This window comes from Streptomyces shenzhenensis, from assembly GCF_003688995.1.
In the GTDB taxonomy this organism is placed as follows: Bacteria; Actinomycetota; Actinomycetes; order Streptomycetales; family Streptomycetaceae; genus Streptomyces; species Streptomyces shenzhenensis_A.
In genome coordinates this window covers 20,344-37,192 of sequence record NZ_PENI01000018.1, presented here as the reverse complement: position 1 = coordinate 37,192, position 16,849 = coordinate 20,344, and the positions used below count along the sequence as shown (strand labels likewise).

The following is a 16,849-nucleotide window of genomic DNA, read 5'->3' as shown; positions in this document are numbered from 1 at the left end:
GCAGACGGAATCTTGACCTCCGCGCGCACCGGCCCGAGGATCGGATGCCATGACGCAGGGACACGGCAGCACGGTCGACGGGGTACTGCGGCGCAGCGCCCGGCGCACACCCGCGCGGATCGCGATGGAGTACGGCGAGCGCCGCTGGACCTACGAGGAACTCGACGACGCGGTCTCCCGCGCGGCCGCCCTGCTGCGCGCCCGTGGCCCGGCCCCCGGCGACCGGGTCGCCGCCTACGGCCACAACTCCGACGCCTATCTGATCGCCTTCCTCGGCTGCGCCCGCGCGGGCCTGGTCCATGTGCCGGTCAACCACCAGCTGACCGGCGACGACCTCGCCTACGTCGTCCGCCAGTCGGGCAGCGCGCTGGTGCTCGCCGACCCGGCCCTCGCCGGACGGCTGCCGGCCGGCGTCCCCGTGCTGCCGTTGCGGGACACCGACGACTCGCTCCTCGCCTCGCTCGCGGCGACACCCCCGTACGACGGTCCCGAACCGCGCGCCGAGGACCTGGTGCAACTGCTGTACACCTCCGGCACCACCGCGCTGCCGAAGGGCGCGATGATGACGCACCGGGCCCTGGTCCACGCGTACCTGAGCGCCATCACCGCCCTCGACCTGAGCGCCGGCGACCGGCCCGCGCACGCCCTGCCGCTGTACCACTCGGCCCAGCTGCATGTGTTCCTGCTGCCGTACCTCGCCGTCGGCGCGACCAACATCGTCCTCGACGCGCCCGACGGCGACACGCTCCTCGACCTGATCGAGGCAGGCCGCGTGGACAGCCTGTTCGCGCCGCCCACCGTATGGATCGCGCTGTCCGAGCGGCCCGACTTCACGGACCGGGACCTCGGCGGTCTGCGCAAGGCGTACTACGGGGCGTCGATCATGCCCGTGCCGGTCCTGGAGCGGCTCCGCGCCCGGCTGCCGGACCTGGCCTTCTACAACTGCTTCGGGCAGAGCGAGATCGGGCCCCTCGCCACCGTGCTCGGCCCCGACGAGCACAAGGGCAGGCTCGACTCCTGCGGCCGCACCGTGCTGTTCGTGGACGCGCGCGTGGTCGACGAGGACGGCGCGGACGTGCCCGACGGCACGCCCGGCGAGATCGTCTACCGCTCGCCGCAGCTGTGCGAGGGCTACTGGGACAAGCCCGAGGAGACCGCCGCGGCCTTCCGCGACGGCTGGTTCCACTCCGGTGACCTCGCGATGCGGGACGCCGACGGATACCTCACGATCGTCGACCGGGTGAAGGACGTCATCAACTCCGGTGGTGTGCTGATCGCTTCGCGGCAGATCGAGGACGTCCTGTACACCCATGAGGGCGTCGCCGAGGCCGCCGTGATCGGGCTGCCCGACGAGCGCTGGGTCGAGGCCGTCACGGCGGTGGTCGTGCCGCGCGGCGAGGTCACCGAGGCCGAACTGATCGCCCACGTACGGGAGGAGCTCGCCCCGTTCAAGGCGCCCAAGCGGGTGCTGTTCGTGCCCGGACTGCCGCGCAACGCCAGCGGCAAGATCCTCAAGCGGGAACTGCGGGACCGGTTCGGCGGCGGGCGGCACGGGGGCTGAGCGGGCCGGAGCGCTCAGCGCGGGCGCAGGTCCACGATCCGGCGGATCTTGCCCACCGACCGCTCCAGCGACTCCGGTTCGACGATCTCCACGGCGACCGACACACCGATGCCGTTCTTGACGGCCGCGGCGACGGCCCGGGCCGCCTCCCGGCGCGCCTCGGGCGTGGCGCCCGGCCGCGCCTCGACCCGCACGGTGAGCGCGTCGAGGCGGCCCTCCCGGGTGAGCCGCAGCTGGAAGTGCGGGGCGACACCCGGAGTGCGCAGCACGATCTCCTCGATCTGCGTCGGGAACAGATTGACCCCGCGCAGGATCACCATGTCGTCGCTGCGGCCGGTGATCTTCCGCATCCGCCGGAACACCCGGGCCGTGCCCGGCAGCAGCCGGGTCAGGTCACGGGTCCGGTACCGGATCACCGGCATGGCCTCCTTGGTGAGCGAGGTGAGGACCAGCTCGCCCTCCGCGCCCTCGGGCAGCACCTCACCGGTGACCGGGTCGACGACCTCGGGACAGAAGTGGTCCTCCCAGATGTGCAGGCCGTCCTTGGTCTCCACGCACTCCTGTGCGACGCCCGGACCGATCACCTCGGACAGCCCGTAGATGTCGACGGCGTCGATCCCGAACCGCTCCTCGATCTCCTGGCGCATCCCCTCCGTCCACGGCTCTGCGCCGAAGATGCCGATCCGCAGCGACGTGCCGCGCGGGTCCACGCCCTGCCGTTCGAACTCGTCGAGCAGGGTGAGCATGTACGAGGGGGTGATCATGATGATCCGGGGCTCCAGGTCCCGGATCAGCTGGACCTGCCGGGCAGTCATCCCGCCGGACGCGGGGACGACCGTACACCCCAGCCGCTCCGCGCCGTAGTGGGCGCCGAGACCGCCGGTGAACAGCCCATAGCCGTACGCCACATGGATCGTGTCCCCGGGCCGCCCGCCGGCCGCCCTGATGGCACGGGCCACCATGTCCGCCCACAGGGAGAGGTCGTTCTCCGTATAGCCGACCACCGTGGGGCGGCCGGTGGTGCCACTGGAGGCATGGATCCGGCGGATGCGGTCACGCGGCACGGCGAACATGCCGTACGGGTAGTTCGCGCGCAGGTCCGCCTTGGTGGTGAAGGGGAAGCGGGCCAGGTCGTCCAGGGAGCGGCAGTCCTGTGGGCGGAGGCCGGCCTTGTCGAAGGCCTGACGGTAGAAGGGCACATGGTCGTAGGCGTGCCGCAGGGTGTTCTGCAGCCGCTCCAGCTGAAGCGCCCGCAGGGCCGCCGCGTCGAGCCGTTCCCCCGCGTCGAACAGCTGACTCGCCTCCGTCATGGAGCACCTCTCCCTCACCGACCGCGCCAATTCGGACGACCGATCATTCGGTTGCCGCGTCCGAGATCAGTAATTCAGCCCGGAACGGCCCCGGGCAAGAGGTCTGCCTGCACTTTCTCGCGAACCCGGGAGCGGCCGGAATGCCGCCGCGGCGGGGCCGATGCCCGGCAGCAAGCCCACGTCCACCACACCCGACGGACCCCGCCCCGGCCTGCCACATCGCCGTCTTCCCCGACGCAAGCCCGACCGTGCCACGGCCCGGACCGGAGCGGCGGTTTGCGCGTCCCTGGATCGTGGCCTCCTGCTGGTGTGCACTCCCGGCGTCCGTGGCGTCCCGGGTCGCCCTGTGTGGCTTGGTGGCGCCCGTGCACGTGTGCGTCGGGGAACTCGACGACGGCCCCTGCGTCGCCGCTCTCCTCGGCGCGAGCCCGGCCGTGCCGCGGCCCGGGTCGGAGTGGCGGTCCGAGTGCCGCGCTTTTCCGCCGGTGCGCGTCCCGTGGCCTCCTGCCCTTGTGCGCCCCGGTGTCCCGGGCTGCCCTGTGCGGCTTGGTGGGTCCCGTGCACGTGTGCGTCGGGGAACTCGACGACGGCCCCTGCGTCGCCGCTCTCCTCGGCGCGAGCCCGGCCGTGCCGCGGCTCGGGCCGGAGTGGCGGTCAGAGCGTCCCGCCTCCCGCCCGTGCGTGACCCGGCGTCCCGTTCTACCCGTCCGCGGTCGTCGCCACCTCGCGTGCCCAGCGGTAGTCCGCCTTGCCGCTCGGTGAGCGCTGGACGGACTCCGTGAGCACGAGCTGGCGAGGGATCTTGTAGCCGGCCAGCCGGTCGCGGCAGTGCCGCTGCACATCCGCCAGGGACAACCCCTCGGCGCCCGCGCGCAACTGCACCACCGCCGCCACATGGTTGCCCCAGGTGGCGTCCGGCACCCCGGCCACGAGCGCGTCGTACACGTCCGGATGCGACTTGAGCGCCTGCTCGACCTCCTCCGGATAGACCTTCTCGCCGCCCGTGTTGATGCACTGAGAGCCGCGGCCGAGCACGGTGACGACGCCGTCCTCGTCCACGGTGGCCATGTCGCCCAGCAGCACCCAGCGCACGCCGTCCTTCTCGAAGAAGGTCTCGGCGGTCTTGGCCGGGTCGTTGTAGTAGCCGAGCGGGACATGCCCGCACTGCGCCACCCGCCCCACCGCACCGGCCGCGACCGGCTCATGGGTGGCCGGATCCACCACCCGGGTACGGGAGTTGACCTGGATGCGGAACCCGCGCTCCGGCCCGGAGTCCTCGGTCGCCGTGCCGTTGAACCCGGACTCGGAGGACCCGAAATTGTTCAACAGCAGGGCGTTCGGGACGAGTTCGCGGAACTGCCGGCGCACCGTCTCCGACATGATCGCGCCGGACGAGGAGACGCTGAACACCGAGGAGCAGTCCGTGCCCTTCATGGGCCCGCGCAGCGCGTCGATCAGCGGCCGCAGCATCGCGTCGCCGACCAGCGACATGCTGTTGACCCGCTCCTTCGCGACGGTCCGCAGCACCTCCTCGGGCACGAACTTGCGGTGGATCACCACCCGCTGCCCGAAGTTGAAGCCGATGAAGGCCGTGAGCGTGGAGGTGCCGTGCATCAGCGGGGGAGTGGGGAAGAAGGTGATCCCGGCGCCGCCGGCCGCGACCCGCTCGGCCAGTTCCTCCGGCTTCCGCACCGGCTCGCCGGTCGGCGCGCCACCCCCGAGACCAGCGAAGAACAGGTCCTCCTGACGCCACATCACGCCCTTGGGCATCCCGGTCGTGCCGCCGGTGTAGATGATGAACTGGTCGTCGGCCGAGCGGGCCGGGAAGCCGCGCTCCGACGACCCGGCGGCCTCCGCTGCGGCGAACGCCACGGACGCCGGCACGTCGACGGCGCCCGGCGCCGCCTCGCCCACCCGCACCAGGTGCCGCAGCCTCCCCGACCGCGGCAGCGCCGCCGCCACCCGGTCCGTGAACTCGGCGTCGAAGACCAGCGCCACCAGGTCGGCATCCCGATAGAGATAGACCAACTCGTCCTCGACATAGCGGTAGTTGACGTTGACCGGGACGATCCGCGCCTTCAGACAGCCGAGCACCGTCTGGAGGTACTCGACGCCGTTGTACAGGTGGAGCCCCACGTGCTCGCCCGGCCGGATCCCGCTGTCGGCCAGATGGTGCCCGATGCGGTTCGCCGCCGCGTCCAGCTCCGCGTACGTCAGGCGGCGCTCCGCGCCCGTGCCCGGGTGGTCGACGTAGACAAGCGCCTCACGGTCCGCGACCGCGTCGACGACCGACTCGAACAGGTCGGCAAGGTTGTACTCCACCGTTCCTCCTGACCCCGGGCGTCCCTGGCATCCGACGGTTCGCCGGTCATCAGAGCAAAGGGCGCCGCAACTGTGAAGGCTTCCCGCGAAGAAATCTGACTGACTGTCAGAAAGCCCTTGAAGTGCCCTCCCGCCTACTGCAACCTGTTCTCGTTCTGTCAGAGGGGAGATGGGTCATGGCTGGCACGGAACACCTCACCGTGCGGCGCGAAGGCGCCACACTGGTGCTCACGCTCAACCGGCCCGAGGCCAAGAACGCGCTCTCGCTGCCGATGCTCGTCGGCCTGTACGACGGCTGGCTCCAGGCCGACGCGGACGACACCGTCCGCTCGATCGTGCTCACCGGGGCCGGCGGAGCCTTCTGCGCCGGGATGGACCTCAAGGCCCTGGCCGGCCGCGGCATGGCCGGGGAGCACTACCGGGACCGGCTCAAGGCCGACCCCGACCTGCACTGGAAGGCGATGCTGCGCCACCACCGCCCCCGCAAACCGGTGATCGCCGCCGTCGAGGGGCACTGCGTCGCCGGCGGCACGGAGATCCTCCAGGGCACCGACATCCGGGTGGCCGGCGAGTCCGCGACCTTCGGCCTGTTCGAGGTCCGGCGCGCACTGTTCCCCATCGGCGGCTCCACCGTCCGGCTGCAACGCCAGATCCCACGCACCCACGCCCTGGAGATGCTGCTCACCGGACGGCCGTACAGCGCCCGCGAGGCCGCCGGCATCGGACTCGTCGGACACGTCGTCCCCGACGGCACCGCGCTCACCCGCGCCCTGGAGATCGCCGAGCGGATCAACGCCTGCGGCCCGCTCGCCGTCGAGGCCGTCAAGGCGTCCGTGTACGAGACCGCCGAGATGACCGAGACCGACGGCCTCGCCGCGGAACTCGAACGCGGCCGGCCGCTCTTCGACACCGCCGACGCCAAGGAGGGCGCCCGCGCCTTCGCCGAGAAGCGGCCCCCTGTCTACCGGCGCGCCTGACCCCGCGCCGGCCCGCCCGACCCGCGAAGGAGACAGCCGTCCATGCCCGACGTCCTCAAGGCCCCGCTCGTCCTGGAGTTCCCCTTCACCCGCTCCCTCGGCCCCGTCCAGAGCGCCTTCCTGACCGGCCTGCGCGAACGCGTCGTGCTCGGGGTGCGCACCGACGACGGCCGCACCCTCGTCCCGCCCGTCGAGTACGACCCCGTGACCGCCGCGGAACTCCGCGACCTCGTCGAGGTCGCCCCCACCGGCACGGTCACCACCTGGGCCTGGAACCACCGGCCCCGGCCCGGCCAGCCCCTCGGCACCCCCTTCGCCTGGGTCCTGGTCCGGCTCGACGGCGCCGACACCGCCCTGCTGCACGCCCTGGACGCGCCCGGCCCCGACACCGTCCGCACCGGCCTGCGCGTCCGGATCCGCTGGGCCGAGGAACGCACCGGCGCCATCACGGACATCGCCTGCTTCGAGCCGTACGACGGCCCCGCCGCCGAACCCACCGGCCACAGCGGCACGTTCGCCGACCCGGTCACCGGCATCGTCACACCCGCCCGCCTCGACTACACCTACACGCCCGGCCGCGCCCAGTCCGCCCACCTCCAGGCGCTCGCCGAACGGCGCACCGTCGGCGAACGCTGCCCGTCCTGCCGCAAGGTGTACGTCCCGCCCAGGGGCGCCTGCCCCACCTGCGGCGTCGCCACCGCCGAACAGGTCGAGGTGGGGCCCCGCGGCACCGTCACCACCTTCTGCATCGTCAACATCAAGGCCAGGAACCTCGACATCGAGGTGCCCTACGTGTACGCGCACATCGCCCTCGACGGCGCCGGCCTCGCCCTGCACGGCCGCATCGGCGGCATCCCCTACGACCAGGTGCGGATGGGCCTGCGCGTCGAACCGGTGTGGACGGAGGGCGCCCGCCACCCCGACCACTACCGGCCGACCGGCGAACCCGACGCGGACTACGACACCTACAAGGAGCTGCTGTGACCCGCGCAGACGTGCCGGCCCCCGGCCGGATCGCCGTCGTCGCCTTCGCGCAGACCGACCACCGGAGCGCCGACGAGGGACACTCCGAGGTGGAGATGCTGATGCCGGTGTTGCACGAGGTGCTGGACCGCACCGGCCTGAAGACCGCCGACATCGGCTTCACCTGCTCCGGATCCAGCGACTACCTGGCCGGCCGCGCCTTCTCCTTCACCCTCGCCCTGGACGGCGTCGGCGCCTGGCCGCCGATCTCCGAGTCGCACGTCGAGACGGACGGCGCCTGGGCGCTGTACGAGGCCTGGACCAAGCTGCTCACCGGCGAGGCCGACACCGCCCTCGTCTACTCCTACGGCAAGTCCTCGCCCGGCTCCGTCCGGGACGTACTGACCCGCCAGCTCGACCCGTACTACGTCGCCCCGCTGTGGCCGGACGCCGTCGCCCTCGCCGCGCTCCAGACGCAGGCGCTCATCGACGCGGGAGAGACGGACGAGCCCGCGCTGGCCGCCATCGCCGCCCGCAACCGTGCCGCGGCCACCGCCAACTCCCATGCCCAGCTGCGGGGTTCCGTCCCCCAGGGGCAGTACGTCGTCCGGCCGCTGCGCACCGGCGACTGCCCGCCCGTCGGCGACGGCGCCGCCGCGGTGATCCTCGCCGCCGGCGACCGGGCCCGCGAGCTGTGCCCGCGGCCCGCCTGGATCCGCGGCATCGACCACCGCATCGAGGCCCACGCGCTCGGCCTGCGCGATCTGACCGACTCGCCCTCCGCCCGGCTCGCCGCCGAGCACGCCGGCGCCTTCGAACGCCCCGTCGACACCGCCGAGTTGCACGCCCCGTTCAGCGCACAGGAGGTCGTGCTGCGCAAGGCGCTGCGGCTCGGCGACGACGTGTGCGTCAACCCGTCCGGCGGCGCCCTCGCCGCCAACCCGGTCATGGCCGCCGGACTCATCCGCATCGGCGAGGCCGCCGCCCGCATCGGCCGCGGCGAGTCCGACCGGGCGCTCGCCCACGCCACCTCCGGCCCCTGTCTGCAACAGAACCTGGTCGCCGTCCTCGAAGGGGATCCCCGATGAGCAAGGAGCCCGTGGCCGTCGTAGGGATCGGCCAGACCAAGCACGTGGCGGCCCGCCGGGACGTGTCGATCGCCGGCCTGGTCCGCGAGGCGGCCCGGCGCGCCCTGGACGACGCCGAACTGACCTGGTCCGACATCGACGCCGTGGTCATCGGCAAGGCGCCCGACTTCTTCGAGGGCGTGATGATGCCGGAGCTGTACCTGGCCGACGCGCTCGGCGCCGTGGGCAAGCCGATGCTGCGGGTGCACACCGCGGGCTCCGTCGGCGGCTCCACCGCCCTGGTCGCGGCCGGCCTCGTCGCCGCCCGCGTGCACACCACCGTGCTCACCCTCGCCTTCGAGAAGCAGTCCGAGTCCAACGCCATGTGGGGCCTGTCCCTGCCGATCCCCTTCCAACAGCCGCTGCTGGCCGGCGCGGGCGGCTTCTTCGCCCCGCACGTACGCGCCTACATGCGGCGCAGCGGGGCCCCCGACACCGTCGGCTCCCTGGTCGCCTACAAGGACCGGCGCAACGCGCTGAAGAACCCGTACGCGCATCTGCACGAACACGACATCACCCTGGCCAAGGTCCAGGCCTCCCCGATGCTGTGGGACCCCATCCGCTACTCGGAGACCTGCCCCTCCTCCGACGGCGCCTGCGCGCTGGTCCTCACCGACCGGGCCGGCGCGGCCCGCGCGCCCCGGCCGCCCGCCTGGATGCACGGCGGCGCCATGCGCAGCGAGCCCACCCTCTTCGCCGGCAAGGACTTCGTCTCCCCGCGGGCCGGCCGGGACTGCGCCGCCGACGTCTACCGGCAGGCCGGCATCGCCGACCCGCGCCGGGACATCGACGCCGTCGAGATGTACGTGCCGTTCTCCTGGTACGAGCCCATGTGGCTGGAGAACCTCGGCTTCGCCGAGGAGGGCGAGGGCTGGAAGCTCACCGAGTCCGGCGTGACCGAACTCGACGGCGACCTTCCCGTCAACATGTCGGGCGGTGTGCTGTCCGCCAATCCGATCGGCGCCTCCGGTCTGATCCGCTTCGCGGAGGCCGCACTCCAGGTGCGCGGGCAGGCCGGGGAGCACCAGGTGGAGCGGGCCAGGAGGGTGCTCGGGCACGCCTACGGCGGCGGCTCGCAGTTCTTCTCCATGTGGCTGGTGGGGTCGCGGCCCCCCGAGTCCTGAAAGGTCCCCCACACGTGGCCTGTTGGCGGTCGGAACCGGTCGCTAGGCTGGCCGCGGACGACGAACCGGGAGGAGCACGGACGTGGCCGAGAGCACCATCCAGCAGCAGCCGCTCAGGGGCTGGGACAAGCCGGAACTGGACCTCAGCAACGCGGAGTGGCAGTCCAGCAGCCGAGGCCTTGGCGATGTCCAGATCGCCTTTGTCGAGGGGTTCATCGCGATGCGCAACAGCGGCCGCCCCGAGAGCCCCTCCCTGATCTTCACCCCCGCCGAATGGGGTGCCTTCGTGTCCGGCGCGCGGGAAGGCGAGTTCGATCTGACCTGAACCGTGCGGCGCCGCGAGCCGGCGAGCCGATCCGGGGGTGTTCCGCACCGATTTCCGGACACGCGACCGACAGGGTCCTTCCGGGAGCGCGGCCTGAGCGAGGCTGGCCCCCGGAAGGCAAGGTCGCATCCCGGAGGTGAGGACGATGCACACCCAGCCGGTCATCGCCGCGGTCGACGGCTCGGAGGACAGCCTGCGCGCCCTCGACTGGGCTCTCGACGCCGCCCGGCGGCGCGCGGCACCCCTGCGCGTGGTGCATGTGCGGCAGTACACGCCGTGGGCCCGGCCCGGGGTCCTGGCCGCGGGCCCGCCCGAACCCGACGACGACCCGGTCCTCGACGAGGCGCGCACCCGGCTGCGCGAGCCCGCCACCGCGCAGACCGTCGAGTACGTCACCCTGCAGGGCGCGCCCGCCGCGGTACTGCCCGAACTGGGCGCCGAGGCGGACCTGCTGGTGCTCGGCTCCCGGGGGCGGGGCGGCTTCGCCAGCCTGCTGCTCGGCTCCAACGGCATGGCCGCCGCACGCGACGCGGCGTGCCCGGTCGTCGTCGTGCCCCGGCCCGGCCGTGACCGGGGCACCTCCGATGCCGTCCAGCCGGCGGGGGACCACGGTGAGCCGCCGGCCGAGCCGGGTTCCCGGGTCGTCGTCGGCATGGACGTCGACAACCCCGACAACCCCGACGACGCCACGCTCGCGTTCGCCTTCACCGAAGCCGGTCTGCGCGGTGCCCCGCTCCAGGTGATCGCCGCCTACCGGTGGCCCGCGCAGCCGCTGGTGGCGCCCGGTGATTTCGTGCCGCCCGTCATCGACCAGGACGCCGTGGAGAACGAGACCTGGGCCCTCGCCGAGGGATTCCTCGCCCCGCACCGCGCCCGGCACCCCGACGTCCGCGCCGACGCCCGGGCACTGCCCGGCGACGCCGCAGGCAACCTGGTCACGGCCTCCGGCGGCGCCGACCTGGTCGTCGTGGGCCGTCACCGACGGCGGCTCCTCGCGCCCGCCCGGATGATGGGTTCGGTCACCCGGGCTGTGCTGTTGCATGCGGTGTGCCCGATCGCCGTCGTGCCGCCCGCGTCGCGGGGGAAGCCGGGGCCGCCGGAGGAGTGACTCGGCCCGGTGATGATCCGGGTGCTGCGGCTCCGACGCCGTCGGCAGCCGGGTCGTGGGTTCCGGTGGCGTCGGCGGCGGCTCCTCGTGCCTGCCCGGATGATGGGCTCGGTCACCCGGGCTGTGCTGTTGCATGCGGTGTGTCCGATCGCCGTCGTGCCGCCCGCGCGGCAGGGGAAGCCGGGGCCGCCGCAGGAGTGACTCGGCCCGGTGTGATCCGGGCGCTGCCGCTTCCCTGATGGGACGCCGCCCGGGCGCCGTCGACCGGGCCCGGGCACGTACCATGGCCGCATGTCGTTCCTCCGCCGCCGCAGCGCCACCCCCGCCGGGCCCGACTTCGACGTGCTGGCCATGGATCCGGGCGACTGGCCCGGCAATCTGGGCGCGGGTCTGCTGCCCGCCCCCGACGGCACCTGCCAGGGCGTCTTCCTGCGCTACGACCTGTTCGGCGGCCGCGGCCCCGCCATGATCATCGGCAATCTCCCGGAGGGCTCCCCGGCCCGCGAGGTCGCCGACGGGGAGATCCCCTTCGAGGTCGGCCAGCTGCTGCTGGCACTGGAGAACGACGAGGAGATCACGGTCACCGGCGCCGAGGACATGCCGGTGCTCCAGGGCGACAACCTGCTGATCGTGCGCCGGCTGAAGCTCTCCGAGACCCGTATCTCGTGCGTCCAGTTCGACCGCAGCGACGGCGTCCTGGTCACCATCGCCGCCTGGGACCGCCCCATCACCGACGATCTGTACGCCCTGCTGAAGCCGCTCCCGGCGGAGCTTTTCCAGCAGGGCTGACGGCGCCGGCCGACGGGGCCGACTGCGGCTGTCAGGCCGACGGCCGCACATCCACATCGGCGGCGCGCACATACGCCACCCGATGGCCGTACTGGATCTGGTAGTACAGGTCCTCGCCGGTCACGACCCGGTGCGAGTCGGCGGTGAAGGTGACCGCGTAGTAGTACTCGCCGGGCAGCTCGTCACCGACGACGTACCGCTGGCCCGCCGGGATCGTGTACGGCAGCGGGGACACCGCCTGCGCGGGCACCTCCGCCGGATAGGCGGCCTTCTCCGGGTACGCCCTCCCGTACACCGGAATGCCCGCGAGCCCCGCCTTGGGCGTGATCACGCGTCCGGCGGCGGCGACGGCCGTCGGCTGCCCGCCCGGGTTCCTGAACCAGGCCTTCTGCCCCAGATACCAGATCGCCGTCCAGCCGCCCCAGCGGTCGGCCACCGCGTACTGCTGCCCGGTCGAGACCCGCGAGGACACGTCGTTCACACCGGTGGTCGGGACCGTACCGAGGCCGATGTCCTTGATCAGCGCGGAGTTCTCGTCGTGGTCGGAGTACAGCCGCACCTCGCTGGACCCGTGCGCCGCGCACGGCTCACCCGCGGTGGTGCACCCCGTGTACACCGGCTGGTTGCGCGCGTAGTCCGGCAGGATCGTGACCAGCCCGCCCCTCGCGCCGCCCGCGCGCCCGAAGGGGTGGTCCAGCAGTTCGAAGTAGTGCCGCCAGTCCCAGTACGGACCCGGGTCGGTGTGCATGCCCGGCACCGTGGCGGCGGTGGGACCCGGCACATTGTCATGGCCGAGGATGTGCTGCCGGTCCAGCGGGATGCCGTACCGCGCGGCGAGGTACCTCACCAGCCGGGCCGACGACCGGTACATCGCCTCCGTGTACCAGGCGTCCGGCGCGGCGAGGAAACCCTCGTGCTCGATACCGATCGACTTGGCGTTGACGTACCAGTTGCCCGCGTGCCACGCCACGTCCTTCGCCTTGACGTGCTGGGCGATCAGCCCGTCCGTGGAGCGGATGGTGTAGTTCCACGACACATAGGTCGGGTCCTTGATCAGGTCGAGGACACCGTCCCAGGCGCCCTCGGTGTCGTGGATGACGATGTACTTGATGCTCTGCGTGGCCGGCCGGTCGCCCAGATCGTGGTTGCCGTAGTCGTCCCCGAACTCCTCGTACGGCGCCGGCACCCAGGTGCAGGACACCGCAGCGGGGCACTCCGTGCCGTCCTCGGCGGCCGGGGCCAGGCCGGCCCGCTTCAGCTGCGCGGTGTCCGCGGACAGACCCGGCCGCCCGGCCAGCGCGACCACCTGCCCGTCGTCCGTGGTGCGTTGCGCGCCGGTGCGCAGCACGTCGTACACGTCGTTCGCGTAGGCCGCCGCGGTCGCGGTGTCGGCCGCGCCGGAGAACCGGGCCACCGCGCCGTACCAGTCGGCGGGGTCCGAGCTGAGGGGGCGGCCCAACTCCTGCTGGGCGGCGGCGAGCAGCGCGGCGCCGCCGGCCACGTTGGCGGCCGGGTCGGTCCGCAGTCCGGCCGCCGGGATCCCGGTCAGCCCGGCCGCCGTCGGCAGCGTTTCGAGACGGGCCGGGAGCGCGGACGCTTCGGGCACGCGCGGCTCCGGGCGCAGGGCGGGGCGCGCGCTGTCGCCGCGGGCGTCCTCGGTGCCCTCGCCGTGGTGCGGCACGGCGGTGAGCGCGGTGCGCGCGTCGGTGAGGTGCATCGGGCCGTAGCCGCCGGTCACGCTCGGCGCCCCGGCGTGCGTGTCCCAGCGGGACTGGAGATAGGAGACGGCCAGCAGGACGCTCTGCGGCACGTGATACGCGGCGGCGGCCGAGGCGAAGGCGCGCTGGAGCCCGCCCGTGGCGGAGCCGGTGGCGGCCGGGGACGGGGCGGCGCCGAGCAGCGGCAGCAGCAGCGCCGCGGCGGCGATGCCTCCGGCCGCCCTGCGCGTACGTCTGCCGCCGGGCGCGGACGTGGGGTCGATGGCGGATCCTCGCAATGCGGCCTCCCGGGACGGTGGGGCGTGCGGAGCCGAGCGATGCCCAGTGGTACCGGCTTGCCGACGATCCGTCAATCATGCCCAGGGGAGGGTGATTTACCACGTCAGACGGGGCGCGCAGGAGTTTCGCGGCGATGGCGCGCGGGCCTGCGGGGCGTCACTGGCGTACACCAATGACCCGGCACCGCACGGGACCGGCCGGGGACGGCCGAACGACCGGAGACCGCCGCCCCGACGGCGGGGACGACGATCCGCGGCGCGCCCCGGGTCCCGTGTGAGGGGCCCCGCGGCGGGCGCACCGCGGATCAACGCTTCGTCAGCGCGTGCCGACCGCCGCGCGCACGGCCCGGCGGGCCAGCTGGCAGTCGTCGTGCAACCGCCTCAGGAGCAGCCGCTGTTCCTCGCCGGACGGGGCGCCGCCGAGCTGGGCCGGGCCCGCCGCCATCGGGGCCGCGTCGTGCATCGAGCGCTGCACGGCCGTCTCGTACGTACGGATCTCCCGGGTCAGGACGAGCATCAGGTTCACCAGGAACGCGTCCCGCGAGGCGAGGCCCGCGGACTGGGCGATCTGGCTGATCTGCCGCCGGGCCTCCGGGGCGTCCCCGAGGACCGACCAGAGCACGGCCAGGTCGTACCCCGGCAGGTACCAGCCCGCGTGTTCCCAGTCCACCAGCACCGGACCCGCCGGTGAGAGCAGGAGGTTGGAGAGCAGGGCGTCGCCGTGACAGAACTGGCCCATGCCCTGCCGGCCCGTCGCCTGCGCGATGCCGTGCAGCAGCTTCTGCAGGTCGCCCAGGTCCCGGTCGGTGAGCAGCCCCAGCTCGTGGTACCGGGAGATACGGGCCGCGTAGTCGAGGGGCGCGTCGAACGTGCCCGCCGGGGGCCGCCACGCGTTGAGCCGGCAGATCGCGCCGAGGGCCGCGCGGATGTCGGTCCGCGGCGGGGCCTCCACCGGATGCCGTTGCAGGGCCGCCACCCGGCCCGGCATCCGCTCGATCACCAGCGTGCAGTTGTCCGGGTCCGCCGCGATCAGCCTCGGCACCCGGACCGGCGGCCGGTGCCGGACGAACGAGCGGTATGCAGCTATTTCGTGGCGGATGCGCTCCGCCCAGGCGGGTGAGTGGTCCAGCAGGCACTTGGCGACGGCCGTGCTGCGCCCCGTCGTGCCGACGAGGAGCACGGACCGACCGCTGCGGCGCAGCACCTGCACCGGAGCGAACTCCGGGCAGATCCGGTGCACCGAGGCGATCGCCGAGCGCAGCTGCGCGCCCTGGGGACCGGACAAGTCGAGTCTCCCGCTGAGCGGTTGGGCGGTCGGCCCCGCGGCGCGCGGTGGCCGTCCCATGCCCGGCAAGCCGGCTCCCGGATGCGCGGGAGCGAGATAGGGGCCGCCGCCCGCCGGGCGCGGACGCAGTGGCCGGGGAGGGGCGGACACGGAGGACGATACTGCGTACATGGGCGATACAGATCCCTTCGTGTACCTGCGGTGTCTGCCTGGTGCGTGCGCCCACCCGGCCCGGTCGCCCGGGAGCACCCTGGGGAATGCGTCCGGTCTGCCGAGTGGCTACCGGGTCGGGGTGGCGCATTCCTACCTGACACCCGCTGACCACTGGCACACCATCTGGCGCACCCTGGCGAACCCTGGCGAATAGTCGCCCGGCAACCCGCACCGGGCTACTGTCAACTCAGCCGAGAACCTGGGGGCTTGACGTGAGCGGACAACCCAACACCCGGCTCGCGGACCTGTTCGGCCTGGCCGGCTGGTCCAAGGGCGAACTCGCGAGGCTGGTCAACCGGCAGGCGGCGGCCATGGGCCACCCCCAGCTGGCGACCGACACCTCGCGGGTGCGGCGGTGGATCGACACGGGAGAGATCCCGCGTGATCCGGTGCCGCGGGTGCTGGCTGCCCTGTTCACCGAGCGTCTCGGCCGTGTCGTGACCATCGAGGACCTCGGTCTGGTGCGGCACGGGCGTGCGGGGAAACGGTCCGGCGGCGGGACAGCACAACATCCCGACGGTGTGCCGTGGGCGCCCGAACGGACTGCCGCGGTCCTCACCGAATTCACGGGAATGGACCTCATGCTCAACCGACGCGGCTTGGTGGGCGCGGGTGCAGCGCTCGCCGCGGGATCCGCACTCAGCAGTGCCATGCACGACTGGCTGCACACCGACCCCACACTCAGAACCGACGCCCCTGCCCTCGACCACTCCCTGCACGCCGACCCCGCTGGGTTCGACCGTTACGAGGCCGCCCCCATCGGATCGCAGGAGATCGAGGAACTGGAGCGTTCGGTCGAGGTGTTCCGGGCGTGGGACGCGGCCCGCGGCGGCGGGCTGCAACGCAAGGCGGTGGTGGGCCAGCTCAACGAGGTGGGCGGCATGCTCGCCTACCGTCACCCCGACCATCTCCAGCGGCGCCTGTGGGGCGTCGCGGCCAATCTCGCCGTCCTCGCGGGCTGGATGTCGCACGACGTCGGCCTGGAGCCCACGGCCCAGAAGTACTTCGTCATCGCCGCCCACGCGGCCCGGGAGGGCGGCGACCGGCCCCGCGCCGGGGAGGCGCTCTCCCGAGCGGCTCGCCAGATGGTGCATCTGGGCCGGCCCGACGACGCACTCGATCTGATGAAGCTCGCCCAGTCCGGCTCCGGTGCCGAGGTGCTGCCGCGCACCCGGGCCATGCTCCACACCATCGAGGCCTGGGCACAGGCGTCGATGGGCAAGGGGCAGGCGATGCGCCGCACTCTCGGCCTGGCGGAGGACCTCTTCGTCTCGGACCGGGGCGACGTGCCGCCGCCGAGCTGGATGCAGACGTTCAAGGAGGAGGACCTGTACGGCATGCAGGCCCTGGCCTACCGCACCCTGGCCGAGTTCGAGCCGAGCGCGGCCGCGCACGCCCAGCACTTCGCGGAGAAGGCCCTGGCCCTGCGGGTGGACGGCCGGCAGCGGTCGAAGATCTTCGACTTCCTGTCCATGGCGTCCGCGTGCTTCATCGCGAACGACCCCGAACAGGCGGACCGGTACGCCCGGTTGGCGCTGATGTCGATGGGTTCCAACTCCTCCCATCGCACCTGGGACCGGCTGCGCCAGATGTACCGGCTCACCGCCGAGTACGCCCGCTATCCGAAGATCAATGAACTGCGGGAGGAGATCAGACTTGCCCTGCCGAAGCCGAAGAACAGGGGTGGCGACAGCGCACAGGCGTAGCGTGTGACGCCCGTGCGCGGTGTTCTCTCCGGTTCTCGCGCGT

The 16,849-nt window shown here is 72.9% G+C and carries 13 protein-coding genes; 9 read left to right on the top strand and 4 right to left on the bottom strand.

The features are described 5' to 3' along the window. Positions 1 to 49 precede the first annotated feature (49 nt). The gene (locus tag CTZ28_RS25795; protein ID WP_121892084.1) at positions 50 to 1,561 is read left to right on the top strand and encodes an acyl-CoA synthetase; all 1,512 of its coding nucleotides are present in this window, start codon (positions 50 to 52) and stop codon (positions 1,559 to 1,561) included. A gap of 14 nt (positions 1,562 to 1,575) precedes the next feature. On the opposite strand, the gene paaK is transcribed toward CTZ28_RS25795, so the two are convergent. Beyond that, positions 1,576 to 2,871, bottom strand: coding sequence for a phenylacetate--CoA ligase PaaK (gene paaK / locus CTZ28_RS25790; protein ID WP_121892083.1), 1,296 nt, complete (start codon positions 2,869 to 2,871; stop codon positions 1,576 to 1,578). 699 nt (positions 2,872 to 3,570) lie between these two features. Then, entirely contained in the window at positions 3,571 to 5,193 is a 1,623-nt protein-coding gene (locus tag CTZ28_RS25785; protein ID WP_121892082.1) for an acyl-CoA synthetase, read from the bottom strand. Between the two features lie 176 nt (positions 5,194 to 5,369). Between CTZ28_RS25785 and CTZ28_RS25780 the strand changes: the two genes are divergently transcribed. From CTZ28_RS25780 to CTZ28_RS25745, 7 genes are all read left to right on the top strand, one after another. Then, positions 5,370 to 6,170 carry a crotonase/enoyl-CoA hydratase family protein gene (locus CTZ28_RS25780; RefSeq protein WP_121892081.1) on the top strand — a complete coding sequence of 267 codons (801 nt, stop codon included), beginning with the start codon at positions 5,370 to 5,372 and terminating at the stop codon, positions 6,168 to 6,170. Between the two features lie 42 nt (positions 6,171 to 6,212). Then, positions 6,213 to 7,154: a Zn-ribbon domain-containing OB-fold protein gene (locus tag CTZ28_RS25775; protein WP_121892080.1), complete on the top strand. Its 942-nt coding sequence runs from the start codon at positions 6,213 to 6,215 to the stop codon at positions 7,152 to 7,154. After that, complete coding sequence (locus CTZ28_RS25770) at positions 7,151 to 8,221, top strand: thiolase domain-containing protein (RefSeq protein ID WP_259471804.1); 1,071 nt, start codon at positions 7,151 to 7,153, stop codon at positions 8,219 to 8,221. Before CTZ28_RS25775 ends, CTZ28_RS25770 begins: the two co-directional genes overlap by 4 nt. Next, entirely contained in the window at positions 8,218 to 9,384 is a 1,167-nt protein-coding gene (locus CTZ28_RS25765; RefSeq protein ID WP_121892079.1) for a thiolase domain-containing protein, read from the top strand. Before CTZ28_RS25770 ends, CTZ28_RS25765 begins: the two co-directional genes overlap by 4 nt. Before the next feature lie 82 nt (positions 9,385 to 9,466). Then, positions 9,467 to 9,709: a DUF397 domain-containing protein gene (locus tag CTZ28_RS25760; RefSeq protein WP_121892078.1), complete on the top strand. Its 243-nt coding sequence runs from the start codon at positions 9,467 to 9,469 to the stop codon at positions 9,707 to 9,709. A gap of 145 nt (positions 9,710 to 9,854) precedes the next feature. Then, entirely contained in the window at positions 9,855 to 10,817 is a 963-nt protein-coding gene (locus CTZ28_RS25755) for a universal stress protein (protein ID WP_121892077.1), read from the top strand. A gap of 291 nt (positions 10,818 to 11,108) precedes the next feature. After that, positions 11,109 to 11,606, top strand: coding sequence for a hypothetical protein (locus CTZ28_RS25745; protein ID WP_121892075.1), 498 nt, complete (start codon positions 11,109 to 11,111; stop codon positions 11,604 to 11,606). A gap of 31 nt (positions 11,607 to 11,637) precedes the next feature. Here the strand turns inward: CTZ28_RS25745 and CTZ28_RS25740 are convergent, their stop codons facing one another. Both CTZ28_RS25740 and CTZ28_RS25735 read right to left on the bottom strand, forming a co-directional pair. Further along, positions 11,638 to 13,602 (bottom strand): N-acetylmuramoyl-L-alanine amidase, encoded by a 1,965-nt coding sequence (locus CTZ28_RS25740; protein ID WP_121892074.1) that lies wholly within the window; start codon positions 13,600 to 13,602, stop codon positions 11,638 to 11,640. A gap of 316 nt (positions 13,603 to 13,918) precedes the next feature. Next, entirely contained in the window at positions 13,919 to 15,058 is a 1,140-nt protein-coding gene (locus CTZ28_RS25735) for an aminoglycoside phosphotransferase family protein (protein ID WP_121892073.1), read from the bottom strand. Positions 15,059 to 15,312: 254 nt separating this feature from the next. Between CTZ28_RS25735 and CTZ28_RS25730 the strand changes: the two genes are divergently transcribed. Continuing rightward, positions 15,313 to 16,806, top strand: a complete 1,494-nt coding sequence (locus CTZ28_RS25730; protein WP_121892072.1) for a DNA-binding protein NsdB — start codon at positions 15,313 to 15,315, stop codon at positions 16,804 to 16,806. Positions 16,807 to 16,849 lie beyond the last annotated feature (43 nt).

Bases quoted from the DNA above. Each gene is read 5' to 3' on its own strand.
- CTZ28_RS25795 (WP_121892084.1), top strand. From the start codon at position 50: ATGACGCAGGGACACGGCAGCACGGTCGACGGGGTACTGCGGCGCAGC.
- paaK (WP_121892083.1), bottom strand. From the start codon at position 2,871: ATGACGGAGGCGAGTCAGCTGTTCGACGCGGGGGAACGGCTCGACGCG.
- CTZ28_RS25780 (WP_121892081.1), top strand. From the start codon at position 5,370: ATGGCTGGCACGGAACACCTCACCGTGCGGCGCGAAGGCGCCACACTG.
- CTZ28_RS25775 (WP_121892080.1), top strand. From the start codon at position 6,213: ATGCCCGACGTCCTCAAGGCCCCGCTCGTCCTGGAGTTCCCCTTCACC.
- CTZ28_RS25765 (WP_121892079.1), top strand. From the start codon at position 8,218: ATGAGCAAGGAGCCCGTGGCCGTCGTAGGGATCGGCCAGACCAAGCAC.
- CTZ28_RS25755 (WP_121892077.1), top strand. From the start codon at position 9,855: ATGCACACCCAGCCGGTCATCGCCGCGGTCGACGGCTCGGAGGACAGC.
- CTZ28_RS25745 (WP_121892075.1), top strand. From the start codon at position 11,109: ATGTCGTTCCTCCGCCGCCGCAGCGCCACCCCCGCCGGGCCCGACTTC.
- CTZ28_RS25735 (WP_121892073.1), bottom strand. From the start codon at position 15,058: ATGTACGCAGTATCGTCCTCCGTGTCCGCCCCTCCCCGGCCACTGCGT.